This window comes from Streptomyces sp. NPDC015130 (assembly GCF_043080005.1).
Taxonomy (GTDB): Bacteria; Actinomycetota; Actinomycetes; order Streptomycetales; family Streptomycetaceae; genus Streptomyces.
The window spans coordinates 151,640-177,651 of record NZ_JBIBVC010000008.1 but is presented as its reverse complement, the minus strand read 5'-3'; the positions used below and the strand labels follow the sequence as shown (position 1 = coordinate 177,651).

At 73.5% G+C, this 26,012-nt stretch carries 23 protein-coding genes; 11 read left to right on the top strand and 12 right to left on the bottom strand.

Annotation, left to right across the window (positions count from 1 at the left end; translation table 11 throughout):
- Nucleotides 1-38: 38 nt before the first annotated feature.
- From ACF08F_RS19135 to ACF08F_RS19105, 7 genes are all read right to left on the bottom strand, one after another.
- On the bottom strand, nucleotides 39-674 hold the full coding sequence (locus ACF08F_RS19135) for a TetR/AcrR family transcriptional regulator (protein ID WP_392299694.1): 636 nt from the start codon (nucleotides 672-674) through the stop codon (nucleotides 39-41).
- 94 nt (nucleotides 675-768) lie between these two features.
- Entirely contained in the window at nucleotides 769-2,043 is a 1,275-nt protein-coding gene (locus ACF08F_RS19130) for an acyl-CoA dehydrogenase family protein (RefSeq protein WP_392299693.1), read from the bottom strand.
- 10 nt (nucleotides 2,044-2,053) lie between these two features.
- Nucleotides 2,054-3,223 (bottom strand): acyl-CoA dehydrogenase family protein, encoded by a 1,170-nt coding sequence (locus ACF08F_RS19125; protein WP_392299692.1) that lies wholly within the window; start codon nucleotides 3,221-3,223, stop codon nucleotides 2,054-2,056.
- A 62-nt stretch (nucleotides 3,224-3,285) separates the two neighbouring features.
- The gene (locus ACF08F_RS19120; RefSeq protein WP_392299691.1) at nucleotides 3,286-5,355 is read right to left on the bottom strand and encodes an acetate--CoA ligase family protein; all 2,070 of its coding nucleotides are present in this window, start codon (nucleotides 5,353-5,355) and stop codon (nucleotides 3,286-3,288) included.
- A 1-nt stretch (nucleotide 5,356) separates the two neighbouring features.
- Complete coding sequence (locus ACF08F_RS19115) at nucleotides 5,357-5,548, bottom strand: ferredoxin (protein ID WP_362562478.1); 192 nt, start codon at nucleotides 5,546-5,548, stop codon at nucleotides 5,357-5,359.
- Nucleotides 5,545-7,044, bottom strand: coding sequence for an NADH-ubiquinone oxidoreductase-F iron-sulfur binding region domain-containing protein (locus ACF08F_RS19110; RefSeq protein ID WP_392299690.1), 1,500 nt, complete (start codon nucleotides 7,042-7,044; stop codon nucleotides 5,545-5,547). Before ACF08F_RS19110 ends, ACF08F_RS19115 begins: the two co-directional genes overlap by 4 nt.
- Complete coding sequence (locus tag ACF08F_RS19105) at nucleotides 7,041-7,574, bottom strand: hypothetical protein (protein WP_392299689.1); 534 nt, start codon at nucleotides 7,572-7,574, stop codon at nucleotides 7,041-7,043. The genes ACF08F_RS19110 and ACF08F_RS19105 overlap by 4 nt, the downstream gene beginning before the upstream one ends.
- A gap of 484 nt (nucleotides 7,575-8,058) precedes the next feature.
- On the opposite strand from ACF08F_RS19105, the gene ACF08F_RS19100 reads away from it, so the two are divergent.
- The 8 genes from ACF08F_RS19100 to ACF08F_RS19065 all read left to right on the top strand — a co-directional run bounded on the left by ACF08F_RS19100 (nucleotide 8,059) and on the right by ACF08F_RS19065 (nucleotide 16,591).
- Nucleotides 8,059-9,306 carry an aromatic ring-hydroxylating dioxygenase subunit alpha gene (locus ACF08F_RS19100; RefSeq protein WP_392299688.1) on the top strand — a complete coding sequence of 416 codons (1,248 nt, stop codon included), beginning with the start codon at nucleotides 8,059-8,061 and terminating at the stop codon, nucleotides 9,304-9,306.
- Nucleotides 9,307-9,471: 165 nt separating this feature from the next.
- Complete coding sequence (locus ACF08F_RS19095; RefSeq protein ID WP_392299687.1) at nucleotides 9,472-10,602, top strand: spermidine/putrescine ABC transporter substrate-binding protein; 1,131 nt, start codon at nucleotides 9,472-9,474, stop codon at nucleotides 10,600-10,602.
- Between the two features lies 1 nt (nucleotide 10,603).
- Nucleotides 10,604-11,494, top strand: coding sequence for an ABC transporter permease (locus ACF08F_RS19090; protein ID WP_392299686.1), 891 nt, complete (start codon nucleotides 10,604-10,606; stop codon nucleotides 11,492-11,494).
- Nucleotides 11,491-12,327, top strand: coding sequence for an ABC transporter permease (locus ACF08F_RS19085; RefSeq protein ID WP_392299685.1), 837 nt, complete (start codon nucleotides 11,491-11,493; stop codon nucleotides 12,325-12,327). The genes ACF08F_RS19090 and ACF08F_RS19085 overlap by 4 nt, the downstream gene beginning before the upstream one ends.
- A gap of 5 nt (nucleotides 12,328-12,332) precedes the next feature.
- A complete protein-coding gene (locus ACF08F_RS19080) occupies nucleotides 12,333-13,439 on the top strand; it encodes an ABC transporter ATP-binding protein (RefSeq protein ID WP_392299684.1) in 1,107 nt (368 codons plus the stop codon).
- A gap of 25 nt (nucleotides 13,440-13,464) precedes the next feature.
- Complete coding sequence (locus ACF08F_RS19075) at nucleotides 13,465-14,787, top strand: flavin monoamine oxidase family protein (protein ID WP_392299683.1); 1,323 nt, start codon at nucleotides 13,465-13,467, stop codon at nucleotides 14,785-14,787.
- Nucleotides 14,780-16,180, top strand: coding sequence for an aminobutyraldehyde dehydrogenase (locus ACF08F_RS19070; RefSeq protein ID WP_392299682.1), 1,401 nt, complete (start codon nucleotides 14,780-14,782; stop codon nucleotides 16,178-16,180). The genes ACF08F_RS19075 and ACF08F_RS19070 overlap by 8 nt, the downstream gene beginning before the upstream one ends.
- Nucleotides 16,181-16,258: 78 nt before the next feature.
- A complete protein-coding gene (locus tag ACF08F_RS19065) occupies nucleotides 16,259-16,591 on the top strand; it encodes a helix-turn-helix domain-containing protein (protein WP_392299681.1) in 333 nt (110 codons plus the stop codon).
- 271 nt (nucleotides 16,592-16,862) lie between these two features.
- Here the strand turns inward: ACF08F_RS19065 and ACF08F_RS19060 are convergent, their stop codons facing one another.
- From ACF08F_RS19060 to ACF08F_RS19045, 4 genes are all read right to left on the bottom strand, one after another.
- On the bottom strand, nucleotides 16,863-17,657 hold the full coding sequence (locus tag ACF08F_RS19060) for a S8 family serine peptidase (protein ID WP_392299680.1): 795 nt from the start codon (nucleotides 17,655-17,657) through the stop codon (nucleotides 16,863-16,865).
- A gap of 101 nt (nucleotides 17,658-17,758) precedes the next feature.
- Nucleotides 17,759-19,228 carry a tetratricopeptide repeat protein gene (locus ACF08F_RS19055; protein WP_392299679.1) on the bottom strand — a complete coding sequence of 490 codons (1,470 nt, stop codon included), beginning with the start codon at nucleotides 19,226-19,228 and terminating at the stop codon, nucleotides 17,759-17,761.
- A 202-nt stretch (nucleotides 19,229-19,430) separates the two neighbouring features.
- Nucleotides 19,431-20,312, bottom strand: coding sequence for a diacylglycerol/lipid kinase family protein (locus tag ACF08F_RS19050; RefSeq protein ID WP_392299678.1), 882 nt, complete (start codon nucleotides 20,310-20,312; stop codon nucleotides 19,431-19,433).
- Nucleotides 20,313-20,343: 31 nt separating this feature from the next.
- On the bottom strand, nucleotides 20,344-21,939 hold the full coding sequence (locus ACF08F_RS19045) for an FAD-binding oxidoreductase (RefSeq protein ID WP_392299677.1): 1,596 nt from the start codon (nucleotides 21,937-21,939) through the stop codon (nucleotides 20,344-20,346).
- Nucleotides 21,940-22,014: 75 nt separating this feature from the next.
- Here ACF08F_RS19045 and ACF08F_RS19040 point away from each other — a divergent pair, with 75 nt between their 5' ends.
- The 3 genes from ACF08F_RS19040 to ACF08F_RS19030 all read left to right on the top strand — a co-directional run bounded on the left by ACF08F_RS19040 (nucleotide 22,015) and on the right by ACF08F_RS19030 (nucleotide 25,060).
- Nucleotides 22,015-22,614, top strand: a complete 600-nt coding sequence (locus ACF08F_RS19040; RefSeq protein ID WP_392299676.1) for a TetR/AcrR family transcriptional regulator — start codon at nucleotides 22,015-22,017, stop codon at nucleotides 22,612-22,614.
- Nucleotides 22,611-24,188: a glycerol-3-phosphate dehydrogenase/oxidase gene (locus ACF08F_RS19035; protein ID WP_392299675.1), complete on the top strand. Its 1,578-nt coding sequence runs from the start codon at nucleotides 22,611-22,613 to the stop codon at nucleotides 24,186-24,188. The genes ACF08F_RS19040 and ACF08F_RS19035 overlap by 4 nt, the downstream gene beginning before the upstream one ends.
- Before the next feature lie 62 nt (nucleotides 24,189-24,250).
- Nucleotides 24,251-25,060, top strand: a complete 810-nt coding sequence (locus tag ACF08F_RS19030) for a TIGR01458 family HAD-type hydrolase (protein WP_392299674.1) — start codon at nucleotides 24,251-24,253, stop codon at nucleotides 25,058-25,060.
- Nucleotides 25,061-25,140: 80 nt separating this feature from the next.
- Here the strand turns inward: ACF08F_RS19030 and ACF08F_RS19025 are convergent, their stop codons facing one another.
- Nucleotides 25,141-25,947 carry a hypothetical protein gene (locus tag ACF08F_RS19025; RefSeq protein ID WP_392299673.1) on the bottom strand — a complete coding sequence of 269 codons (807 nt, stop codon included), beginning with the start codon at nucleotides 25,945-25,947 and terminating at the stop codon, nucleotides 25,141-25,143.
- Between the last annotated feature and the right edge of the window lie 65 nt (nucleotides 25,948-26,012).

Genomic DNA, 26,012 nt, shown 5'->3' with positions numbered 1-26,012 from the left:
ATCCTTGCCCGCGGGGCGAAAGGCATGCCGCGCCACGTCTACGCCTGGAGTTCCGCGGCCGTCCGGACCTCGGGGAATACGGGAGAGATGCCCAGTGACGGAGCGATCGCCGACCAGATCGTCGCCTGTGCCGTGGGGAGGTCGACACGCGCGTCGGCGAGCATGACGCGAATGCCCAGGCCGTCACAGAGCGCCAGGATCAGCGTGCTGATCGCGGCGACGTCGCACGGGGCGAACTCGCCCGTCGCGACACCGCGTTCCACCGCGCCGCCGACCCAGGCGTGGAGCTGGTCGTACAGGTCGACGGCGAGGTGCCGGGCCGCGTCGTCGCGCTGTGCGCGCACCCACAGCTCCTGCCACAGTTTCCAGTCCTGGCGCAGCTCCTCGTCCGTGGGCAGCATGGTGCGCACGATGCGCGCGAGCAGGACGCCGGACGGCAGGTCGGCGTCGCCGCCGTCGAGGTCCGTACCGGTCTGGGCGAAGGAGTGCGTCATCGCCTCGGCGAAGAGCTTCTCGCGGGTGTCGAAGTGGTAGTGGAGCAGCGCCTTCGACACCCCCGCGTGCTCGGCGACCTTGCGCATGCTGACGTTCTCGAACCCGATGTCCGCGATCACCTCGCACGCGGCCCTGAGGATTCGCTCCCGCGTCTCGAATGCGCGCTCGGCCTTGGTCACGTGGCAACTCCCCGTTTCGGTTCTCCGTCCCGGACCATCATCCCTGCGGAGCCCGTGAGCCCGCAGCCCACGAGCCCCACCCGGGCGAGGTCGCTCACGAGGTCACCGGCAGCTGCAGGACACCCGTCCCGCGCTTGACGAGTTCGCCCGCGACGATGAGCCGCTGGATCTCGGAGGTGCCCTCCCAGATCCGGTCGACGCGCAGCTCGCGGTAGAGGCGCTCGACGGGGTACGAGCGGTCGTAGCCGCGTCCGCCGAAGATCTGCAGGCACCGGTCGACCACCCGGCCGGACGCCTCGCTCGCCGCGAGCTTGGCGATCGCGGCCTTCGCATGCAGGGTCTTGCGGTCGGTCCGGCCCTCGCCGACCTCCCAGGCGACCTGGTGGGTGTACGCGCGGTTCACGGCGATGTCCACGGCCGAGTCGGCGAGCATTCCCTGGATCAGCTGGAAGTCGGCGATACGGGAACCGAACTGGCGGCGTCCGACCGCCCAGTCACGGGCCAGTTCCAGGGCCCGTTCGGCCGCCCCGATCGTGCGGGCGGCGATCATCAGCCGCTCCTCGGAGAACCAGGAGCGGGTGAGGTCGTAGCCGTTGCCGACCCCGCCGAGCACCGCGTCCTCGGGCAGGTGGACGTCGGTGAAGGTGAACTCGGGGTGCTCGTACACGAAGGTGTGCATCCAGCGGGGTACCCGGGTCATCTCGATGCCCGGGGTGTCCTTGTCCACGAGGAACAGCGTCGGCGCCCGGTCCTCCCCCGCGGCGGCGAGCACGATCATGAAGTCGGCGTGGTCGCCCACGGTGACGAACCACTTCTCGCCGTTGAGCACCCAGCCGCCGGCGCTCCGGGTGGCGGTGGTGCGCAGGTTCTGCGGGTCGGAGCCGGCCTCGGGCTCGCTGACCGCGTAGCAGTCGCGCCGGCGGCCGTGGATCACGGGCACGAGGTACCGCTCGCGCTGTTCGGGGGTGCAGTGCGCGAGGGCGTTGGCCGGCCGCCACACCATGTCCCACAGCGCGCCGGTGAGCCGGCCCAGTTCCTCCTGGACGACGACCTGCTCGGGGACGGTGAGTCCGGCGCCGCCCCACTCGGCCGGCATGTTGACGGCCTGGAGTCCGCTGTCCAGGACGGCGTCGCGGATCGCGGCGTGCGCCTGCGGCGGCAGACCGTTGTTCTCCTCGCAGTCGAGCTCGTACTTCATGATGAAGTCGGTGAGGTGACGCGCCGATTCCTTGAGCTCCTGCTGGCGTGCGGTGAGGCGGAAGTCCATGGGGTCCTGGTCCTCTCGGATGCGGGTGCGGATGCGGATGCGGGTGCGGGTGCGGATGCGGGGATGGGTGGCGGGCAGGGCGGTGGCGTGTTCTCCGGGCACGGCGGGGGGCTCAGCGCGGCAGGGCCAGCGCCCCGGTGCCGCGCTTGATCAGCTCGTTGGCGATGATCAGCCGCTGGATCTCGGAGGTGCCCTCCCAGATCCGGTCGACGCGCAGCTCGCGGTAGAGGCGCTCGACGGGGTACGAGCGGTCGTAGCCGCGTCCGCCGAAGATCTGCAGGCACCGGTCGACCACCCGGCCGGCGGCCTCGCTCGCCGCGAGCTTCGCCGTGGAGGCCTTGGCGTGCAGGGTCTTGCGGTCGGTCTCGGGCCGGTCGGCCTCCCAGGCGATCTGGTGGGTGTAGGCACGGTTGACGGCGATGTCGACGGCGCAGTCCGCGAGCATGCCCTGGATCAGCTGGAAGTCGGCGATACGGGAACCGAACTGGCGGCGTCCGACCGCCCAGTCACGGGCCAGTTCCAGGGCCCGCTCGGCGGCGCCGACGGTCCGGGCCGCGATCATGAGCCGCTCGTCGGTGAACCACTCCTTCGTCAGTTCGTAGCCGTTGCCGACGCCGCCGAGCACGTCCTCGTCGGGTACGAAGACGTCGGAGAAGCGGAACTCTGGGTGCCCGTTCACCGCGGAGTGCATGAATCGGGGGACCCGTGTCATCTCGACGCCCGGCGCCTGCTTGTCGACGAAGAACAGCGTCGCCGCGCGGTCCGGCCCGGCATCGGCCTGCACCAGCAGGAAGTCGGCGATGTCGCCGCAGGTGACGAACCACTTCTCACCGGTCAGCAGCCAGCCGCCCGCCGTGCGGGTCGCGGTGCTCGTGCCCGAGCCGGGGTCGGATCCGGCCCCGGGCTCGGTGACGGCGAAGGCGTCGAAGCGCTCGCCGCGGATCACCGGCAGCAGGTACTTCTCGCGTTGGGCCTCGGTGCCGTACGCGAGGACGTTGGCGGGCCTCCAGGGGATGTCCCAGAGGCAGTTGGTGACCTTGCCGAACTCCTCCTCGACGATCACCTGGTCCAGCAGGGAGAGTCCGGCGCCGCCCCACTCGGCGGGCATGTTGACGGCGTAGACGCCGGCGTCGATCGCGGCCCGGGTCAGCTCCCGTACGGTCTCGGCGGGCAGGGGGCCGCCCGCTTCCTCGGACTGCTCCTCGTACCGCATCAGGAGCCTGGTGTAGGCCGCGGCGCGCGCCTTGAGCTCGGTCTGCTCGGGGGTGTAGCGGAAGTCCACGGTGCGGGTCTCCTCGGGGGCGGGAAGGGCGTACGGGCAGGGTTCGTGTGGGAGGGGCGGGGTCAGCCGAGTACGGCTCGCGCGTCCAGCGCGACGCATCCGTCCGGGCGCACCAGCAGCGGGTTGACCTCCAGCTCCGCGATCTCCGGGTGGGACGCCGCGAGTTCGGTGATGCGGGCGATTACGGCGGCGGCCGCCGTCACGTCCACGGCCGGACGGCCGCGCACGCCGTCGAGCAGGGCGGCCGTCCGCAGCCCGCGCAGCAGCTTCTCGGCGGAGCCGGCGGCCACGGGCGCGAGGGCGAAGGCCACGTCCCGCAGGGTCTCGGTGAGCACCCCGCCGAGGCCGACCATCGCCACCGGGCCGAACCGGGGGTCGCGTTGGACGCCGACGATCAGTTCGAGACCGTCCGAGAGGTCCGCCATGGCCTCGACCGAGTAGGCGGGGGCACCGAGGCGGGCGTGCATCTGCCGGTACGCGGCCAGCAGCGCGTCCCGGTCGGCGAGCCGCAGCGCCACCCCGCCGGCGTCGGACTTGTGCAGGACGTGGAGGGCCTTCAGGACGTACGGCCCCTCGAACGCCGCTGCAGCGGCGAGCAGTTCGGTCTCGTCGGAGATCTCCCGGGCCGGCGGGAAGGGCACTCCGGCCGCCGCCAGCAGCGCCCGCACACCGTGGTACGAGGGGTCCCCCAGTGGGGTCGTGGCGGGCGGCCGGGCGGCAACCGCGGCCGGTGCGCCCGCCGATCGGCCGGTGAGCGCGGCGAGCGCGCGGGCCGCGTCCTCGGTGGCGTCGAACACCGGGACGCCGGCCTCCGCGAGCGCCCGGCAGCTGGGCGAATCCGGGTACATGGACTGCACGACCAGGGGCTTCGGTGTGGTGGCGAGGTGTCCGGCGATCTCCTTCGCCGCCCGCTGCTCGCCCTCGGCGAGGACGGAGCCGCCGGCCGGCCCGCCGCCCAGGCCGCCCTCGGAAGCGGCGTACCCGCCGAAGTAGCCCGTCATCAGGACGGCGTCGACCTCGTCGGCGGCCAGCAGCTCGCGGACGGTGTCGGCGTACGAGAGGGGGCGCTGCTCCCCCATGCCGGCGAGGTCGACCGGGTTTCCGACCGCGGACTGCTCCCACAGCACGCTCCGCAGCCGGTCCTGGGCCGGTGCGCCGAGCTCGGGGACGTCGAGCCCGGCGTCCTCGGCGGCGTCGGAGGCGACCGCACCGTGGCCGCCGCCGTCCGTGAGGACCGCGGTCCGGCGGCCGGTCGTGCGCCGTCCGCCGGCCAGGGCGGCGAGGACCACGGTCATCTCCCTCGGGGTGCGGACGAGTTCGACACCCGCGTCACGGCAGGCCGCGGCCACCACGTCGGCGGAGGTGGTCAGTGCCCCCGTGTGCGACTGGGCGCTGCGGGCCGAGGCCGTGCCGCGGCCGGCGGTGAGGAGGACCACGGGCTTGCCTGCCTCGGCGGCGGCACGGGCGAAGGCCCGGCCGTCGCCGAAGTCCTCGGCGTACACGGCGATCACGGAGGTGGGTTCGTGGCGGGCGCAGTCCTCGACGAGGTCGACGAGGGTGACGTCGGCCTGGTTGCCCAGCGACACGAAACGGGAGAAGCCGAGGCCGTGCGGGGCGCCGCGCAGCTGGAGTTCGAGGGCCAGGTTGCCGCTCTGGCTGAGCAGGGCGACCCGACCGGGCGCGAAGCGGTCCGAGGCCAGGTACAGCTCGGTGGTGTTGTCCGCGATGCCCAGGCAGTTGGGGCCGACGAGCACGGCGCCCGCCGCCCGGACCCGCTCGGCGACGGCCCGCTGGCGGGCGAGACCGGCCGGGCCGGCCTCGGCGAAGCCGGCGGTGATGGCGACGATCGCCTTGGCCCCGCAGGCGAGGGCGTCGTCGACGGCGGCCTCGAAACCGGTGCCGGGTACGGAGATCACCACCAGGTCGACCGGCCCGCCGATCTCACCGAGGGAGCGGGCCGCCGGCCGGCCGAGCACGGTGCCGCCGCGCCGGTTCACCAGGTGGACGGGGCGCCGGCCGGGCGCGCGGAGGGCCTGGGCGGCCACCGCGTGGCCGTACTTCGCCGGGTCGTCACTGGCGCCGACCACGGCGACGGATCCGGGGTCGAAGAGCGAGGTGAGATCACGTGCCATCTCATCCCTCCACGCGGAGTGCGGAGTTGGGGCAGCTCTCCACGCAGGCGCGGGCCCGGTCCTCGGCGGCGGTCGGCACGTCGACGACGACGACCTTCGCGTAGCCCCACTCGTCGAGCTCGACGAGTTCGGGGGTGTTCTCCTGGCAGAGGCCGTAGCCGTTGCACAGCGTGGCGTCCAGCAGCAGTTTCATGACGTTCCTTCCAGTACGGGGGCCATGGGCTCGGCGGACGTGGTCGAGGGGGTTCCGGTCGGGGCGGACGGGGAGGGGGCGGACGGGGAGAGGGCGGATGCGGACGGGGCGGACACCTTCACGGTCGGCACCGGCACGCTCAGGCGGGTCAGGCGGTGCGCGCCCCGCCCGGAGGCGTCGGCCCGGCACAACCGGCAGGGCGGGCCGTCGAGATGGGCCCTGACCTGTTCCGGGAAGACCCGCAGCAGGCTTCCGGCCAGGCCGGCGGCGGCGTCCAGCAGCCCGCAGGCACCCCGCCCGGGCAGGCCTCGCGCCCATCGGTGCAGCCTCTCGGCGGTATCGGGTTCTGCGGATCCTGAGGCGAGGCGGTCCAGGGCGTCGCTGATCGCGGCCGAGCCCGACACGCAGACGCCACACTGCCGGGCGCTCTCGGCGGCGAGGTGACCGGCCGCGTCGGCGGCGGCACCCACCGGGCAGGCGTCGGCGGCGAGGAAGCGGATCGCTCCGCAGCCGAGCGCCGTGCCCGCGTCGGCGAGTGCGCCGGGTTCGAGGGGGAGGTCCAGGGTGCGGGCGTCGACGAGCCCGCCGAAGAGACCGCCCATCAGGGCGCCGGCCGGGGCCGGGGTGCCGTGGGCGGCGGCGAGGGTGCGCAGGGCGACCCCGTACGGCACCTCGGTGAGTACGGGTGCGACGCCGCCGCCCGAGAGGGTGACCAGGGTGGAGCGCGCGATCGGTTCGCGCAGATCGGGCCGGGTGGCGACGAGCGCGATCCGGGCGAGGGTCTCGACGTTGGCGACCAGGGTCGGCGCGCCCCGGACTCCCCGCTCGTACGGGCGGGGCGGTTTGGACGTCGGCAGGGCAGGCCCGCCGTCGATCCGGCGGACGACCGCGGTCTCCTCGCCGGCGACATAGGCGGCGGCGGTCTCGACGACCTCGACGGGCAGGGGAGGTTCGCGTTCGGCGAGGGCCCGGCGGACACGGTGGGCCGCCTCCGGGTCGGAGAGGTAGACATAGCCGCGGTCGGCGCCGGTGACCGCTGCCGCGTGGACCAGGCCGTCGATGACCAGGTGCGGGCGGGCCCGGAGCAGCCAGCGGTCCTTGACCGAACCGGGCTCGCCCTCTTCCCCGTTGGCCACCACGACCGGGGCACCGGGACCTGCGGCGACGTGCTCGCCGCGCGTCCCGTTCCCCCGGTGGCGTCGCCCGTGCTCGCGGACGGTGCGGAGCTTGACGGCGGCCGGGAATCCGGCGCCGCCGCGACCGCGCAGGCCGCAGGCGTCGAGGTGGTGCAGCAGCTCGTCCGGGGTGAGGCCGGCCGCGTAGCCACCGGTGGCCTCGTACGCCGCGGCGCACTCCGTCGCGTACGGCGTCGTGCCCAGCACGGAACCGGCCGTGGGGGCGGTCGGGCCATGGATCACGGTCGAGGGGTGGCCGGGGGTCGAGGGGAAGCCGGGGTTCGAGGGAAGGCTCGTGGTCGACTGGCGGGTGCGGGTCATCTGCCGTCTCCTGTACGGGCGGTGGGGGCGGGTCCGGCGGTACGGGACCGGGTGCTCAGCAGTCGCAGCGCGCCTTCGAGCGCGGCGCGGTCCCCCGCGGTGCGGCGGTATCCCGCTCCTGGCAGGCCGATCAGCATGCGGTGGTGGTCGAGGATCACCTCGGCGGCGAGCAGCGCGGCGGCGGTCGAGGTGTCCACGTCAGCGCCCGCATCCGCATCCGCATCCGAGTCGGCTCTCGCGACCGCGACCGCGTCCGTGTCCACGCCCTCGCCGCCCTGCTCGTCGAGCCGGACGGCGACGGCGGTCACCAGTGCCGTGGCTTCGGAGAGGTAGCGCAACCAGGTGTGCCGGCTGCCCCTCAGGACCAGACGTTCCACCCGGCGCCGCTCGGCGTCCGCGAGTTCGGCCCGGGTCGGCGGCGGGCGGTGCGCCGTGCCGAGCGAGGCACGCAGCGCGGCGACGGCTGCGGGCAGCTCCCGCTCCGGCTCGGGGGTCAGCCCGAGCCAGTCCAGATGCCGACGACCACTCATGCGTGCCTCCGGAAGGGAAGGGGGTGCGGGTGCGAGCCCGAGGCTCGCCCTCGCCCTCGGTCCCGGTCTCGGTCTCGGTCTCGGTCTCGGTCTCGGCCGAGGGAGGGAATCGAGGCGGGGAATCGAGGAGGAAACCGAGGGAGGAGTGCGTGCCGGGGCGGGTGCCAGGGCACACCGGGCTGCTCATGGCACACGGGCCGTGGTGCGCAATCACCGGGGTGACGAGCGAATGCGCAGGTCAGAAGCGGTGTGGCGGTGGGGCAGCGACAGAAACACGTTTACTGACCGATCGGTCAGGCAATAACCAAGGTAGCTGACCGATCGGTCAGCGTACAAGTCTTGACCCGGCGGAATTCAGCCACCACGCTGGCTGTCCCATCGGTCAGCCCGGTCCCGGCGCCCGCCCCGACCCGCTGCCCGCAACCGGTTCGCACGACATCGACGCCCGACACCGATCGCCGCCCCGCGGCACAAGGAGTCACCGATGCACCCCAGAGCCCCCGCACCCGGCACACTCACCGCGCCCGACGCTCCTGCCGCACCCGACACGGCCGCCCGGGACCTCCCCGCTCCCGCGCTGCCGGCCCGCCACTACACCGACCCCGCCGTCGCGGCGGCCGAGACCCGCCAGGTCTTCGCCAGGTCCTGGCAGCTCGTGTGCCACGAGTCCGACCTGCCCGGCCCCGGAGCCCGGCTCGCCGCCACGGTCGCCGACCGGGAGGTCCTGGTCGTCCGCACCGAGGACGGCGGCCTCGCCGCCCACCTCAACGTCTGCCGCCATCGCGGAACGCGCCTGGTCACGGCCCCCGAACCGGCCGGCAAGGCCATCCGCTGCCCGTACCACGGCTGGACCTACCGTCTCGACGGCAGCCTGGTCGGCGCCCCCGAGGCCCGGCAGATCCCCTGCCTCGACCGGCCCCGCCTCGGCCTGTTCCCGGCCCGGGTCGAGTCCTTCCTCGGCTTCGTCTTCGTCAACCTCGACCCGGGCGCCGTTCCGCTCGCCGAGAGCTGCGCGGGACTCGCCGAGGCCGTCGGCCGCTACGCGGGGGCGGACCTGGTGCCGGTCGGCCGGGACCGGATCCACGACCTGGCCCGCGCCGAGGTCCAGGAGGCCAACTGGAAGGTCACCGTCGACAACTACCTGGAGGGGTACCACGTACCCGTCGCCCACCCCGGCCTGATGCGGCTGCTCGACTACCAGGGCTACGGCTGCGAGATCCACGACTCCTACGTCCTGTTCACCTCGCCGCTGCGCGACAAGCCGTCCTCCAACTGGACCGAGCGGCTGTACCAGCGCGTCGCCGCGCCCATGCCCGGCCTCACCGAGGCCGACCGCAGGGTCTGGCGGTACGCCGTGATCTACCCCAACACCCTCATCGACTTCTATCCCGACCACGTGCTCGCGTGGACCGCCGTGCCGACCGCGGTCGACCGGGTGGCCGTCCCCGGCGCCTTCTACACCCGCCGCGGCAGCGGACTGCGCACCCGCCTCGCCCGGCGCCTGAACATGCACATCGGGTGGATCACCAACGACGAGGACGCCGAGCTGGTAGCCCGCGTCCAACACGGGCTGTCCACCCCGGGGTTCGAACCCGGACCGCTGTCGCGGCGCGAGCTCGCGGTCGGCTGGTTCGCCGACCGCATCCGCGCCGACCTGGCCGGCTCCGCCGATCCCACGGGTCCCGGACCGGGCTCCGCCCCCGACGCCGACTCCGGCCCGCCGGGCCGGTGAGCGGCACCGCCGCATCGCCGTACCCAGCCCCGTACCCCCGAAGACCACGTACCCCTGAACGCCCGCGTACCCCGAACCCGCCCGTACGCGCCCGGCCGAACGCCCCCGCGTCCGCGCACCGACCGTTCGCCCGCCGTCCCCCAGCGGCCCTACGGAGAGGACACCATGTCCCCCGAGGCACCTTCCCTGTCCCGCCGCTCGCTGCTCCGCGCCGGCGCCGGCGCCGCCCTCGGTCTGACGGCGGCCGGCTGCGGATTCTCCTCCGCCTCCGACTCCGCCGGCCGGACGGCCGCCGAGTCCCCCATCGACGTCAAGGTCGACGGCGACCTCGTCTACTTCAACTGGGCCGACTTCGTCGACCCGGCCGTCTTCGCCGGCTTCTCCGCGGAGTACGGCGTCAAGGTCGTCCAGTCGAACTACGACTCCATGGAGGGCATGGCCGCCAAACTCAACGCCGGCAACCGCTACGACATCGTCTTCCCCACCGCGAAGTGGGCCGAGCGCCTCTCCCGAGGGGGCCGGCTGCGCCGCATCGACCACGGGCTCCTGAGGAACGCCGAGGCGGTGTTCGGCGCGTACGACTACTTCGCCGACCCCTGGTACGACGCCCGCTCCGCCCACACCGTCCCCTTCACCATGTACAAGACCGGCATCGGCTGGCGCCGGGACCGGCTCGGCGACCTCGGCGGCTCCTGGGACGACCTGTGGAACGACCGCGCGAAGGGCAAGGTGTTCGTCCTCGACGACCGCGACGAGGTGCTGGCCGTCGGCGCGCTCAAACACGGCCTGCCGCTCACCACCGACCGGCCTGGCGACCTCGACCGCGTGACCGACACGCTGCGCGCCCTGCGCCCCCGGCTGCGCGGCTTCTCCAGTGACAGCTACAACAACCTGCTCAACGGCAACGCCGACATGACCCAGGCCTGGAGCGGGGACATGGCCGCGATGCTCGCCCAGGCGAAGGACCCGTCCGTGTTCGGCTTCGAGACCGCCCGCGAGGGGGCTCCGGTCAACTCCGACTGCTACGCCATCCCCGCCGACGCCCCGCACCCCGGCACCGCCATGCTCTTCATCGACTACATGCTCCGGCCCGAGAACGTGAAGCGGAACATCGAGTACATCGGCTACCCGATGCCGGTGCGCGGCTCCGAGGACACGTACGCCGCGCTCGTGGAGCCCTTCCCCCAGTGCCTGGTGACCGCGGCCGACCTCAAGGACGACATGTACTTCCGCAACAGCACCCCGACGGGCGAGAAGGCCCGCGACGCCGCGTGGACCGACGTGAAGGCGGGCTGACATGGCCGATCCCGCCCGCACCCCACACGCCGCCGGGAAGCCGGTCCAGGAACGGCTGTGGACCTGGCTGATACTCCCCGGCACCCTCTGGATGACCGTCTTCCTGGTCGCCTCCCTCGTCCTGGTGGCCACCCTCGCGTTCGGCACCACCGACGAGCTCGGCAACCCGCGCTTCGGGTTCGTCCTCGACAACCTCACGGCCCTGGCCGACCCGGCGTACCGCACGGTCCTGCTGCGGTCGCTGGGCTACGCCCTGGCCACCTGCGCCGTCTGTCTGGTCGTCGCCTACCCGGTCGCGTACACCATCGCGACCAGGGGCGGCCGGTACAAGAACCTGTTGATCGCGGCGATCGTCGTCCCGTTCTTCGCCAACTACCTGGTGCGGATGTACGGCTGGTCCGTCGTCCTGTCCGACGACGGACCGCTGCTCAGGGCGCTGCGTGCGATCGGACTCGCCGACGGGGGGACCAGGATCCTGCAGACCGGCCCGGGCGTCGTCGCCGGTCTCGTCTACGGCTTCGTCGTCTTCATGATCATCCCGTTGTACGCGGCCATGGAACGCATGGACACCTCGCTCGTCGAGGCCGGCCGCGACCTGTTCGCCGGTCCGCTGCGGACGTTCCTGTTCGTCACCGTCCCGGCCACCCGGCAGGGCGCCGCCGCCGGCTGTGTCCTCGTCCTGCTGCCCGCCATGGGCGACTTCGTCAGCGCCCAGCTCATGGGAGGCCCCGACCAGATCATGATCGGCAACCTGATCCAGGACAAGTTCTTCCAGGGCCAGAACTGGCCGCTCGGCTCCGCACTCACCATGCTGCTGATGGCCGTACTCCTCCTCGGCATGCTCGGCTACCTGCGGCGCGCCCGCAAGGACGAGGCGGAGGCGGTCCGGTGAGGGCCGCCCGCCGGCGCCGCCGGGGCGCCGAACGCCGTCCCCGGTTCGCGATCGCCGTCACCGCCGTCTTCTTCGCGCTGCTCTACGTCCCCATCGGTGTCGTGGTGCTGTTCTCCTTCAACTCGCAGAAGTCCCTGACCGTCTTCGACGACGTCAGCCTGCGCTGGTACGGGGCGTTCCTCCGCGACGACGTGCTGCTGGACTCGCTCGGCATGAGCCTGCGGGTCTCCCTCGTCGCCATGGCCGGCTCGGTGCTGCTGGGCGTCGCACTCGCGCTCGGTCTGGTCCGGGGCCGCAACCGGCTCGGCTCCTTCGCCGGACTGGTCATGCTCGTCCCGCTCGTCACTCCGGAGATCGTCACCGGCGTCGCCGCGATGCTCCTGTTCAAGGGCCTCGGCATCGCCCTGTCCACGACGACGGTGATGCTCGCCGAGATCACCTTCTCCATCTCCTACGTGACGGTGATCCTGCGCTCCCGCGTCGCCGCCCTCAACCCGGAGATCGAGGAGGCGGCCATGGACCTCGGGGCCACCCGCCGGCAGGCCGTACGGCTGGTGACGCTGCCCGCGCTGCTCCCCGGCATCCTCGCCTCCGCCGTCCTCGTCTTCGCGCTGGTCTTCGACGACTTCGTGCTCGCCTACTTCACGACCGGCGTCGATCCGCAGCCCCTGTCGGTCCGCATCTACTCGGCGATCCGGTTCGGCGTCCAGCCCACCGTCAACGCCGTCGGCACGCTGATGCTGGCCGGCTCCGTCGGACTCGTCGCCCTCGCACTCGCCGTCCCGCGCCTGTTCGGCCGACGCGGCGGCCTCGACCTGCTCTCCGGGAAGTAGACGCCATGACTTCACAGCCCCCGCACCCCGCCGTCCGGCTCGACCGGGTCGCCAAGCGCTACCCGAGCGGCTCCGGGCGCTCCGGCGGCTCCGCCTCGTACGCCGTGCACGGCCTCAGTCTCGACATCGCCCCGGGCGAGTTCTTCTCCCTGCTCGGTCCGTCCGGCTGTGGCAAGACCACCCTGCTGCGCATGATCGGCGGCTTCGCCGACCCCACCGAGGGCAGTGTCCTGCTCGACGGTGAGGACGTGACGGGGCTTCCGCCCCACCGGCGCAACGTCAACACCGTCTTCCAGAGCTACGCCCTCTTCGACCACCTGTCCCTCGCCGACAACGTGGCCTTCGGCCTCAAGCGCCGGGGAGTCGCCCGTGCGGAGATCCGCCGCCGGGTCGCCGACATGCTCGACCTCGTCCAGCTCGGCGACCTGGCCGGCCGCCGGCCGTCCACGCTCTCCGGCGGCCAGCGACAGCGCGTGGCGCTCGCCCGCGCGCTGGTCAACCGCCCGCAGGTGCTGCTGCTCGACGAGCCGCTGGCCGCCCTCGACCTGAAGCTGCGGCGCCGGATGCAGGTCGAGCTCAAGCAGATCCAGCGCGAGGTCGGCATCACCTTCCTGTTCGTCACCCACGACCAGGACGAGGCCCTGACCATGTCGGACCGGCTCGCCGTCATGAACGCGGGCCGCATCGAGCAGTGCGGAACCCCAGAGGACGTGTACGAGCGTCCCACCAGCAGCTTCACCGCCTCGTTCCTCGGGACGTCCAACCTGGTCCCCGGCACCTACCGCGCCGGACGGGTGCTGCTCGACCAGGGCCCGGCGCTGCCCGTCGGCGACCGCCCCGGCACGACCGACGGCAGCCGGGTCAGCCTCTCGCTGCGCCCGGAGAAGATCTGGCTGTCCGACTTCGAGCCCGGTATGGCCCGGGTCACCGGGGTCGTCCGGGAGACGGTCTACTCCGGTCCCACCACCACGTACCTCATCGAACTGGCCCCCGGCGTCACCGTGCACGTCCTGGAGCAGAACACCGCCCGCTCCCGCAGGGAGGACCGCTGGAGCGGCGGCGAGGAGGTCGAGCTCGGCTGGCGGCCCGAGCACTGCCTGGTCCTGGACTGACGAAGGCCCCACCGGAGGAACATCCATGAACCACGATGTCATCGTGCTCGGCGCCGGACTCGCCGGACTCGCCGCCGCCCGTGACCTGGCCGCGGCCGGTGTCGACGTCCTCGTCGTCGAGGCCCGCGACCGGGTCGGCGGCCGCGTCGAGCAGACCGTGCTGCCCGACGGCCGCCTCGTCCAGCTCGGCGGGGAGGTGGTCGGCTCGGCGCACACCGCGTACACGGCACTCGTCGCCGAACTCGGCCTCTCGCTCGTCCCCAGCTACGTCGCCGAACCCGGCGTGCTCGCCCGTGCCACACCCGAGGGCGTCGGCGCCGGCGACCCGCCGCACTGGTTCGGCCCCGGCGACGAAGCCTCCCATCGGAAGGTGACCGACGCCTTCGCCGCACTCGCCGCGACCGTCGATCCCGACGACCCCTGGTCCCACCCGCGGGCCGGCGCCCTCGACCGGCTGTCCGTGGCGGGCTGGCTGCGGGACGAGGGGGCGAGCCCGGCCGTCGTACGGCTCTGGGAGATCGGCCAGCTCGCGCTCGCCGACGGCTCGTACGAACGCACCTCGCTGCTCGCCGCCCTGCGCAAGCACGCCGCCGTCCCCGGCCTCGGCCTCGGGCACTACGAGTACGAGGCCTGGGAGGGCCTGCGGGTGGCCGAGGGCTCGGCGACCGTGGCGCTGCGGATGGCGGCCGGGCTCGACGGCAGGATCCGTACCGGCGCGCCCGTCGAGGCGGTCGCGGTCCGCCGCTCCGGCGGGTGCTCGGTGCGCCTCGCGGGCGGCGAGACCGTCACCGCGGGCGCCGTCGTCAGCGCCCTGCCCGCGGGCCCGCTGCGCTCGCTCGCCGTCACCGGCGTCGGCGAGGAGCGGCTGGCGTCGCTGCACCACCAGCGGCACGCCCTCGCCGCGAAGTTCGTCGCCGCCTACGACCGCCCGTTCTGGCGCGACCGGGGACTCAGCGGTCTGTCCGAGTGCGAGGGAGTGCTGGGCAGCACCTGGCCGCAGGGCGAGGGCGTCCTGTCCGCCCTCATCCCGCCCGAGCGCTACGGCGTCCTGCTCGGCACCCCCGCCCACCTGCGCACCCGCGAACTCCTCGCCGAGATCGCCCGGCTGTACGGCGACCGGGCGGACCGCCCGCGCGCCGCGTACCTGCGCCTGTGGGGCACCGACCCCTGGACCCAGGGGTACGTCACGCAGTGGGCTCCGGGCGACGTCATGGCCGTCGGCCCGCGGCACGGCACCCACGAACCACCCTTCTACGTCTGCGGATCCGACCAGTGGGTGGCCGGTTACATGGAGGGCGCCGTCCGCACCGGCCGCGCCGCCGCGAAGGAGGCTCTGCGCCGTGGCTGACGGTCTGCTGAACCACATCGGCGGCGAGGACCGGGCCGCCGCCGCGGGCGCGACCACCGAGCTGGTCGACCCCGCCACCGGGCGCGTGCACGGCCGGGCCCCACGCTCCTCCCGCGCCGACACCGACGCCGCTTGCGCGGCCGCGGCGGCCGCCTTCGGGCCCTGGTCGAGGACCACCCCGGCCGAACGGCAGCGGGCCCTGCTCGCCGTCGCCGAGGCCGTCGAGGCGCACGCGGACGAGCTGACCGCCGCGGAGACCGCCGACACCGGAAAGCCGACGGCTCGGTTCCGCACGGACGAGCTCCCCGCGATCGCCGACGCCTTCCGCTACTTCGCCGGGGCCGCCCGTACCCTCCCGGGCGCCGCCGCGGCCGAGTACACCGAGGGGCGCACCTCCCTGCTGCGCCGCGAACCGGTCGGCGTCTGCGCCCAGATCACGCCGTGGAACTACCCCCTGATGATGGCCGCGTGGAAGATCGCACCGGCCCTCGCCGCCGGCAACACCACGGTCCTCAAACCGGCCGACACCACCCCCTCCTCGTCGGTGCTGCTCGCCCGGATCGCGGCCCCTCACCTGCCCCCGGGCGTGCTGAACGTCGTGTGCGGCGACCGTGACACCGGCCGCGCCCTCACCGCCCACCCCGCCGTCGCCCTGATCGCGCTCACCGGCAGCGTCCGTGCCGGCCGGGAGATCGCCGCCGCGGCGGCGGCCGACCTGAAGCGCGTCCACCTCGAACTGGGCGGCAACGCGCCCGTGATCGTCCACGGGGACGTCGACGTCCCCGCCACCGCGGCCGCCCTGGCCCAGGTCGCCTTCTACAACGCGGGCCAGGACTGCACCGCCCCCACCCGCTTCCTGGTCCACGCCCGGATCCACGACGCGTTCCTGGACGCCCTCGCCGACGCCGCCCGCGCGCTGCGCCCCGGCACCGACCTCGGCCCGCTCAACAACGCCGCCCAGCTCGCCTCGGTCCGCGCCCTGCTCGACCGGCTGCCCGGCCACGCCCGGATCGTCGCCGGCGGCACACGGCCCGCGCGGCCCGGCTTCTTCCACTCCCCCACCGTCGTCGCCGGGGTGCGCCAGGACGACGAGATCGTCCAGGAGGAGGTCTTCGGACCCGTCGTGACCGTGCAGCCGTTCGGCGACGAGTCCGAGGCGCTGCGGCTGGCCGACGACGTGCGCTTTGGACTGGCCGCGAGCGTCTGGACCGCGGACCACGACCGGGCGATGCGGGCGACCAGGTCCCTGCACACGGGAATCGTGTGGGTGAACACCCACGGCACCACGGTCTCCGAGATGCCCCACGGCGGGGCCAAGCACTCCGGTTACGGCAGCGACCTGTCCCTCTCCGGCCTCCTCGACTACACCCGCCCCAAGCACGTGATGATCTGAGCCCGTGCGATCCGGGCTCTTGACGGGGAAGGAGCTGTCGGAGTACCGCTGTTGTCGGCAAACCGACAGGAGGGGTTCGTGGTGGGCACGCTCAACGAACTGGGTGTCGGCGAGGAGGAGGAGCGCCTGTTCCGGCTGCTCCTGTCCCGCCCCGACCTGACGCTGGCCGACCTCGCGGAGGCACTGAGCACCGCTCCGGCCCCGCTGCGCCGACGGCTGAGGGCTCTTGAGGACGCCGGGCTGGTCTCCCGTACCCCGACCCGGCCCGTCCGCTACCGCCCGGCCCCGCCGGGACCCGCGGTGGACGTGCTCATCGCCCGCAGGCAGGAGGAGTTGGACCGGACCCGCTCGGAGGCGAAGGAGCTGGCCCGGCTCTGGGAGGAGGGGACGCGACGGGAACCGGCGGTCTAGGGCGTGTTGCGAAAGTAGCGCCGGCCGCCCGAAGGGCGGGCCCGACGGCGTCTGGTGCGTGCGATCGCAAGGCGGAGGGTCGCCCCGATACTGGATGTATCGGGGTGATCCCGACAACGCGGCGAGCGTGCGTGCCAGGCGCCGTCGGGCAGGCGGGACTTTCGCAACACGCCCTAGGTCGTCCAGGGAGCCGAGGCCAATGTGCGGCGGTTCCTCCAGACGCAGCGCTCCGCACGCGAGGAGATCCTCACCTTCGACAGACCGCCGTACGTCACCGAGGGCGTCGCACGGCAGGCCGAGGTCCAGCGTGAGCGCATGTCCCAGGGGGTGCGCTACCGCACGCTCTACGACCGGGAGTCGCTCCTCGCACCGGAGCAGCACGCTCTCGCGCGTGAGCTCGCCGCGCACGGCGAGCAGGCGCGGGTCGTCGACGGCGTCCCGCGTCCGGCCGTACCGGCCGCAACCAGACCACCTTCTCCTCGGTGCTGCCGCTGCCCTTGCTGTTCAGCGACGTGACCGACCACAGGCGCGCGCCGGGGGCGACGCCGACGTAGCCGATGCCGTTGTCGAGGCCGCCGACGATGCCGGCGACGTTGCTGCCGTGCCCGTTGTCGTCCATGCCGGCGTTCTCCACACAGGAGGTGACGCCGACGCAGTTCACCCGGCGGACCACGTGGAGGTCCGGGTGGGTGTGGTCGATGCCCGAGTCGATGACCGCGACGTCGACGTCGACGCGCTCGTCGCGCCCGTCGCCGACCCTCAGACCGGAGTTGGCGGAGGCGCCGATCCGGGCGGTGCCGTCGGGCGTCACCTGCCCGTGGGCGTGGGCGGTCGCGGACCTCTCGACGTACGCGACGTTCGGGTTGTTCCGCAGTGCGGCCACGACCGCCGGTGTCAGCTCGGCGGAGAAGCCGTTGAGCGCCGAGCGGTAGACGGAGCCGAGCTCGACGCCCGCGGCGGACCGGGCGACGGAGGCCGGGTCGCTCTCGTGCTGTCGGAATGCCGACAGCGTCGGACATCCGGCGTACCGCTCCGCTTCTGCCGCCCCTACTGTCTGGGCCGACATCCCCACCCCCACCAGGCGGAAGCATGAAGCGGTTCGCGATATCCGCGGGCCTCACGCCGGCCGTCGCCGCATCGCTGGGTACGGTTCCGGCGTAACACGCCCTAGCGGTCGCTCTCGCCCGAGGGTGTGCCGGTGTCTGCGTGCAGGGAAGAAGCCAGGAGGGTTCCGGACGCCGCGGCGGTCGCGTCCCTCGCGTGGTCGCGAGCGGCGGTGGCCACGGCGGCGTCGCCCAGCGCATCGGCGAGGCGAGCCCGTGCCCCCCAGTTGTACGAGCTGTCGGGGCGCAGCCCGGTCCGCTCGCTGATGAGTACGCGGGCCAGTTCGTGCCGTCCGGAGCTCAGCGCGGAGTCGAGCAGGGTCTTCTGGAGCGCGTCGCGCTGCGCGTGGCTGCCTCCGAACTCGTGCAGCCTGCGGCGCAGCGGCCGGAGGAGCTCGACGACGGTGGCATGCCTCCCCTGCCCGTGCGCCACCAGCGCCTCGCACACGGGCAGGCCGATGTCCGCGGTCATCCGTCGGTTGGTGACGCTGTCCGGACCCCCTTCGGCGAGCCATCGCCGTCGGTCCGCGACGAGCCGCTGCGCCTCTCCGAGCCGCCCGGCACCCACGTAGGACATGACGGCGTGCACGTCGTTGAACGCGTAGAAGGGAGGATCGGCGCGCGCGGCCCACGCGTCGGCCAGCGCCTCGAAGCGGGGGCCGGAGTCCCCTCCGGCGAGTCTGATGCGCCACAACAGCGCTGCGGCGTCCAGCAGTTCCATGGCCACACCGGCCGACTCGTCGTTGTGCAGGGCGGCGTCGTAGATGCTCAGGGCGGTGCCGAAGTCTCCCGCCTCCAGGGCGTAGAGGGAGTAGTGCCACCAGTTGTGGACGTCGAGGTAGTTTCCCCGCGACCAGTCCTCGCGGCGGGCGTCGAGGTAGCCGATGCCCTCCGACACCCGGCCCTGCATCTCGTACGTGTGCACCACGGCGTGGATCGCCCAGACGTCGCGGGGGTCCTGCTCGACCGCGGCGAGTCCCGCCTCCTCGGCCAGGCGGTAGTGCCCCGACTCCTCCAGTCCGAAGGCGTACATGCCCATGACCAGGCCGCGGTGCGGATCTGCGGTGTCCCAGGCGGAGAGGGCTCCGCCGATGCGGTCACGCAGGCGGACCGCGTCGCCGGTGAAGAAGTCCAGCTGGTGCCCCACCGCCAGGGCGAGCGCGTCCCTCGGGCACAGCAGGGACAGCTCCTCCAGCAGCCCGCCGGCGCGGAGCAGATCTCCGGCCAGCCACGCCTCGGCGGCGGCGACGTGCAGGCGCTCCCGCACGGGCAGGGACGAGACGTCCACGCCGGCCGTGTACCGGTCGAACCGCTGCCGCGCGGCGAGGGCGTCGTCCGGCTCCGTGCCCAGCGCCCCGAGATAGGCGGCGAAGGACTGGGCGACAGGTGAGGTCGGTGCGCTGTCGAGGGCGTCGTCGACCGCCTGCACCACCTCGGGGCTGAAGTGGAGCAGGGAGTCGACTGCGCGGTCCAGGTGCGCGGCCGTCTCCGGGGTGCACTCGTGGAGTGGATTGCCGTACCGGTCTGCCACCATCAAAGATCACCTCAGCACGTCTACGGGGGTGGTACGAGCAGGGCGGCAGCGCGAACGCCACCGCCCCCTCATGAAGCCACCGCCGACGTGTCCGGCGCCACCCGGACATGCGTCACCCGGCGAAGTGCCATGATCTGCCGCGCCCTTCCGCCGGTGACGCGGTCTCGGGGAGTGTTCCCCGGGGTGCCGACGGACGTCCCGGTCAGGCCAGGACGTTCAGAGCGGCGGGCCGCACCCTGAGCGTCACCGGCAGGGTCGCGTCGACCTCGCCGTCCGCGCCGTACGGCAGGGGGCGGTCCGCCTCGACGTGGATCTCCTTGCCCCGGAGGATCTCGACCTCGGGCCGCTCGACGTGGACGCCCGTCTTCAGCTCGTTCATCATGGCGAAGAAGAGCCGCTTCGGCGCCTTCTTGATGACCACGACGTCGAGCAGCCCGTCGTCGATCCGCGCGCCCGGGGCGATGTTCCTCCCGAAGCCGTAGAAGCCCGAGTTCGCCACGACCACGGTGTAGCCGGTGCGCTCGTGCCTCACCCCGTCGATCGTGACGCGGTACGCGGCGGGCTTCCAGGCGAGGACCGCCCGCAGGCCGCCCGCGTAGTACGAGGCCGCGCCGCGCAGCACGCGGGACTCGTTGGCATGGCGGTTGGCGACCGCGTCCACGCCCGCGTACACACTGCCGAGGACGCAGGTCCGCGCGTGCACGGCGGACTCCACCTCGATCGTGTCGACGGCCCGCGGTGCGCCGTGGAGCAGTGTTTCGGCGAGCCGTTCGGGGTCCGTGGGGAGGCCCAGGGCGCGGGCGAAGTCGTTGCCTCGACCCGCCGGGACGAGGCCGAAGACGGTGTCCGTACCGCTGAGGGCACCGCCGACGCAGCCGGCCATGCCGTCACCGCCGACGGCGAGCACGACGTGCCCTCGCGCTCCGGCTTCCTGGGCGAGCTCTCGGGCGTGCTCCAGGCTGCGGCTGTACACGGTGTCGAGACCGGCACCCGCCTCCCGCAGCAGACGGGCCAGCGGGAGCAGACCCGCCGTGCCGCTGGAACCCCCTGCGGTGGGGTTGACGACGGCGGTGAACTGTCGCATGGATCTGGCCTCCGGGCGGCAGAAGTAGGGTTCAGCGGACGGGGATGAGGACTCCGGGGCTGAGCACGCCGGAGGGGTCGACCTCGGCCTTGACGGCCTGCAGCATACGGATGCCGAGCGGGCCGATCTCCCGGGCGTACCAGTCGCGGTGGTCGGTGCCGACGCCGTGGTGGTGGCTGATGGTGCCGCCCGCGGCCAGGATCGCGTCGTTGGCCGCCCGCTTCGCCGGCTCCCAGTGAGCGACCGCGTCCTCGCCCTGTGCCGAGACGACGGTGAAGTACAGGGAGGCGCCGTTCTCGTACGTGTGCGAGATGTGGCACATGACGAGCGGCGGCGTGCCGCCCTCGGTGAGGGTGCCGGTCAGCGCGTCGCGCACGGCCGTGTAGAGGCCGGGGATCGCGGACCAGAAGGCCGCGGTCTCCAGCGTCTCGGCGAACGCGCCGGCGTCGAGCAGCGCGTCCCGCAGGTAGGGCGCGTTGTACCGGCCGTGCTCCCACTTGTCGCCGGGCTCCTCGCCGATGAGCTCGCCGTCGCAGGCGAGGAGGACCTCGCGGGCGGCGGCGCGGCGGGCCGCCGTCTCCTGCTCGGTGCCCTCGTAGCCGACGATGGCCATGCAGCCCGGGTTCTGCGGGAGTTCGGCGCTGCCGATGGCGTCCGGCTGCGCGAGGCCGATGAAGGTCTCCGACTCGTCCGACAGACGGAGCACCGTGGGCCGGGGGCCGTCCTGGGCCAGTCGGCGCAGTGCCGCCGTGCCGGCCTCGAAGGAGGCGAAGCGCCAGCCCTCGTAGACCCGCTTGGCGGGCAGCGGGCGGATGCGCACGGTGACCGCGGTGATCACGCCGAGGGCGCCCTCGGAGCCGAGGACCAGCTGGCGCAGGTCGGGGCCGGCCGCCGAGCGCGGGGCCCGGCCGGTCTCCAGGGTGCCTTCGGGGGTGGCGACGGTGAGGCCGAGGACCATCTCGTCGAAGCGGCCGTAGCCGGCCGACGCCTGGCCGCTGGAGCGGGCCGCGGCGAAGCCGCCGACGGTCGCCCATTCGAAGGACTGCGGGAAGTGTCCGAGGGTCCAGCCCTGCTCGTTGAGCAGCGCCTCGCACTGCGGGCCGCGCAGACCGGGCTGCAGCGTGGCGGTGCGGGACACCTCGTCGACGGCGAGCAGCTGGTCGAGCCGCCGCAGGTCGAGGGCGACGAACGGCCGCTTCGTGGTGGGCGCGAGGCCGCCGACGACGGAGGTTCCGCCGCCGAAGGGCACGGCGGAGACGCCGTGCTCGGCGCAGGCGCGCAGCACGGCGAGGACCTCGTCGTGGTCCCCCGGCAGCACGACCGCGGCGGGGATGTCCTCGACCTCGCCGGCACGGATGCGCAGGAGGTCGGGGGTCGACTTTCCGCGGGTGTGCCGGATGCGGCTCTCGGCGTCCTCCCGCAGGGCGTCGGTCGCGCCGAGGGCCGCCCGGAGCGCGGTGCGGGCCTCGTCGGGCAGTGACGGGGCGGGCGGTTCGATGTCGGTGAGGGCCGTCGGGCCGCTCTCGCGCGGGGTGACCCCGAGCAGGTCACGCAGCAGGCCGGTGACCGAGTCGGGCAGGGGTGCCGCCTTGGCCGGGTCGCCCCAACCGCTCCACAACATGTCCACTTCGAAAGGGTTCCTTACGGTCTGTTTCACGGATGGCGCTGCCATTCGGCGGTCGCTGGCATTACACTGTGACAGATGACGCCTATTCGTCACAACCATGAAGACACAGATCCCGTGCTCGACGCCGCACGCGACTGTGTGCTCGCCGTCGGCGTACGGCGAACCACCCTCACCGACATCGCCCGGCGCGCGGGCGTGTCCCGGATGACGATCTACCGGCGCTGGCCCGACGTGCGCAGCCTGGTGGGCGACCTGATGACCCGTGAGTGGATCGCCGTCGCCGCCGGCGCCATGCCGCCCACCGACGACGACCGGCCCGAGCGGGAGCGGATCGTCGAGGGGCTCGTCGCGGGAGCCGCGGCGTTCCGGTCCCACCCGCTCTTCCACAAGATCCTCGACGTCGACCCCGAGCTGCTGCTGCCGTACATCCTCGACCGCCGGGGCGCCAGCCAGGACGCCCTGCTCGGGCTCCTCCACACGGCGCTCGAGGACGGCCACGAGGACGGCTCCGTACGCCGGGTCCGGGCGGACCTGCAGGCCCGCTCCCTGCTGCTCGTCGTCCAGTCCTTCACGCTCTCGCTGCGCACCATGACCGACGACACCGATCCCGAACTGAGCGAAGCCGCCTTCCTCGACGAGCTGCGCACCCTGCTGGAGAGGACCATCGCCCCATGAACCCCACGAGCAGCCCCGCCCTGCCCGGCTCCTCCCTCAACGCCCGGCGCCGTCTGCGCGAACTGGACCGGCTCGCCGACGGCGACGCCGGCCTCGTGGTCGACGTCCTGGTCGTCGGGCTCGGCGCCACCGGGGCCGGAGCCGCGCTCGACGCGGCCACCCGCGGGCTCACCGTCGCCGCGATCGACGCCCACGACCTCGCCTTCGGCACGTCCCGCTGGAGCTCCAAGCTGATCCACGGCGGGCTGCGCTACCTCGCGTCCGGACAGCTCGACGTCGCCCACGAGAGCGCGGTCGAGCGCGGCATCCTGATGGAACGCACCGCCCCCCACCTCGTCCGCGCGCAGCCGTTCGTCCTGCCCCTCACCCCGCTCGTCAGCCGCGGCCAGGCCGCCCTCGCCCGCGCCGGATTCCTGGCGGGCGACCTGCTGCGCGTCGGCGCCCGCACCTCGCGGAGCACGCTGCCCCAGCCGCGCACCCTGTCCGCCGTCGAGACCCGTCATCTCGCCCCGGCCCTCCGCCCCACCGGTCTGCGCGGCGGACTGCTCTCCTGGGACGGCCGGCTCTCCGACGACGCCCGCCTGGTCACCGCGATCGCCCGCACGGCCGCCGCCCACGGCGCCCGCATCCTCACCCGCACGCGGGCCCTGGAACTCGACCGCGACGGCGCGCTGGTCCGCGACGAGACCACCGGCCAGGAGCTGCGGATCCGCGCGCGCACGGTCATCAACGCGGCCGGCGTCTGGGCGGGCGGCCTCGTCGACGACGTGCGCCTGCGGCCCTCGCGCGGCACCCACCTCGTCCTGCGTTCCGAGGACCTCGGCCGGCTCTCCGCGGGGCTGCACATCCCGATCCCCGGCGAGACGAACCGCTTCGTCCTGGTCCTCCCCCAGGGCGACGGACGCGTGTACGTCGGCCTCACCGACGAACCCGTCGACGGCGACGTCCCCGATGTGCCGGAGGTCCCCGAGACCGACATCGGCTTCCTCCTCGACGTCCTCGGCTCCGCCCTCGACGTCACCGTCCAGCGCGCCGACGTGGTCGGGGCCTTCGCGGGGCTGCGGCCCCTGCTCGACACCCGCGACGCGGCGGGCCGCACCGCCGACATCTCGCGCAAGCACGCCGTGCTCACCTCGCCCTCCGGCGTCGTCACGGTCGTCGGCGGCAAGCTGACCACGTACCGGCGCATGGCCCAGGACGCCGTCGACGCCGCCGTGGCCGCCGGGAAGCTGACCGCCGGGCCCTGCCGCACGCCCTCCGTCCCCCTCGTCGGCGCCGCCCGGCCGCAGACCCTCGCCGGGCTCGACGTCCCGGCCCGGCTCGTGTTCCGCTACGGCGCCGAGGCACCCGCGGTGCACGCGCTCGGCCTCGAGGACCCCGCCCTCGCCCGGCCCGTCGTGCCCGGCCACCCGGTCACGGGCGCCGAGCTGGTGTGGGCCGTCCGCCACGAAGGCGCTCTCGACACCTCCGACCTCCTCGACCGCCGCACCCGCATCGGCCTGGTCCCGGAAGACCGCTCCACCGCCGAAGGCGCGGCCGAGGACGCCCTCGCGCGTACCGCCCAGGTGGAGTGACGCGCGGCGGTGCCGGCACGGGTGAGGCGCGGGTGCCCGGCACCGCGGCTACCGTCGGCTCCATGGAACGAATCCGAGCGGTCCTGGTCGACATCGACGGCGTCCTCACCGTCTCCTGGAAGGCCCTGCCGGGAGCGGTCCCCGCCATGGAGCGGCTGCGGGACGCGGGGCTCCGCGTCGCGCTGGTCACCAACAACACGTCCCGCACCAGGGCCGTCATCGCCTCGCGACTGTCCGGCCTGGGCTTCCCCGTCGACGCGGGAGACGTCCTGACGGCCCCGGCGGCGACGGCGGCGTATCTGCGCGAGCACTTCCCCGGCGCGCGCTGCCTTCTGCTCAACAGCGGTGACGTACGGGACGACCTGGAGGGCGTCACGCTCGTCGAGGAGGGTGACGCCGATGTCGTCGTGCTCGGCGGCGCCGGGGCCGAGTTCGGCTACGAGGCCCTCAACCGGGTCTTCCGGCAACTGCAGCGCGGAGCCCGGCTGGTGTCGATGCACCGGAACCTGTACTGGGCCACCGAGGGCGGCCTCGACCTGGACACCGGAGCCTTCCTCGAAGGGCTGGAGAAGGCCGCCCGCACCCGTGCGGAGGTGACGGGCAAGCCGGATCCCGCGTTCTTCACGAGCGCCCTCGCCCATCTCGGCGTCGACGCGTCGGAGGCGCTGATGATCGGCGACGACATCGAGTCGGACGTTCTGGCCGCCCAGCGGTGCGGCATCCTCGGCGTACTGGTGAGGACGGGCAAGTACCTCCCCGAGACGCACCGGGCCGCCTCCGGCGCACCCGATCACGTGCTCGACTCCTTCGCGGACCTCCCCGCCCTGCTCGCCCGGCTCGACGTCGAGGGCGGCGGGACGCCTCGGCGTTGACGGGTCGGGACCCCGCCTGGGCCGCGGGTCGGCGCCCGCCGCCTTCTGCACCGCCGCTCGCAAAGGGCCCGACCACGTTGTCACGCGTGGCAGTGCAGCCGGACCAGGATCGTGTCGCCCGGCAGCGTGGCGAGGTACGCCTCGCTGCCCGGCCACACGGCGGGCCCCGGAAATTCGTGGGGGCACCGGTCGGGGTCGCAGGAGCCGTGCAGCGCGCCGCCGCCCTTCTCCCACCACCAGCCGTCCAGGGTCAGCACGTTCGTGTCCGGCCGGCGGGGGTCGGCGAACTCGCGGAGGTAGGCGGCGCGGTCCCCCTCGTAGCCGATGACGGGATGTTCCCGGGGGTCCGGGAACCCCAGGCGCCCGTAGCCGAGGCTGTGCGGGTGCCCCAGGTAGGCCTGGATGAGCGGCTGCGCCTCGTAGGCGGCGAACATGGCCTTGCCCCAGCGGTCGTCCCGGTACGCGTCGGGGTCGTCCGACCAGCGGTCGACGAAGGCCTGAAGCGGTACGGCCGGAGGATGTACCGCGGTGAGCCGGTGCCACAGGTCCCAGGAGGCCGCCACCGCCCGCTCGTGCGCGGCGGGCGGCTGCGAGAAGTCGAGCAGGGCGCGAGGCCCTCCGGCACAGACGCCGAAGGCGCTGGGGCGCGGAGTGCCGTCGTACCGGGGATCGTCGTGGACGAGCCTCGGGTCGTCCTCGTACCCGGGAGCGACGGCGAACCCCCCGCCGTCGCTGCCACCACTGATCTGCCATGAGTCCCACATCCCGCGGTCGACCGGGTTGTCGGACGTATCGAGGAAGAAGGGGGCGAGCGCTTCGTCGAGTGCTCCGCGGACATCGTCGGCGGCCTCGGGAGGCAGGCACACCGTCACCGTCACTCCGGCCATCCGCCCCTCCCCGATCGGCTCGGCCCGTCGACACGTCGGTGGACATCATGGCACTCGTGCCGGCA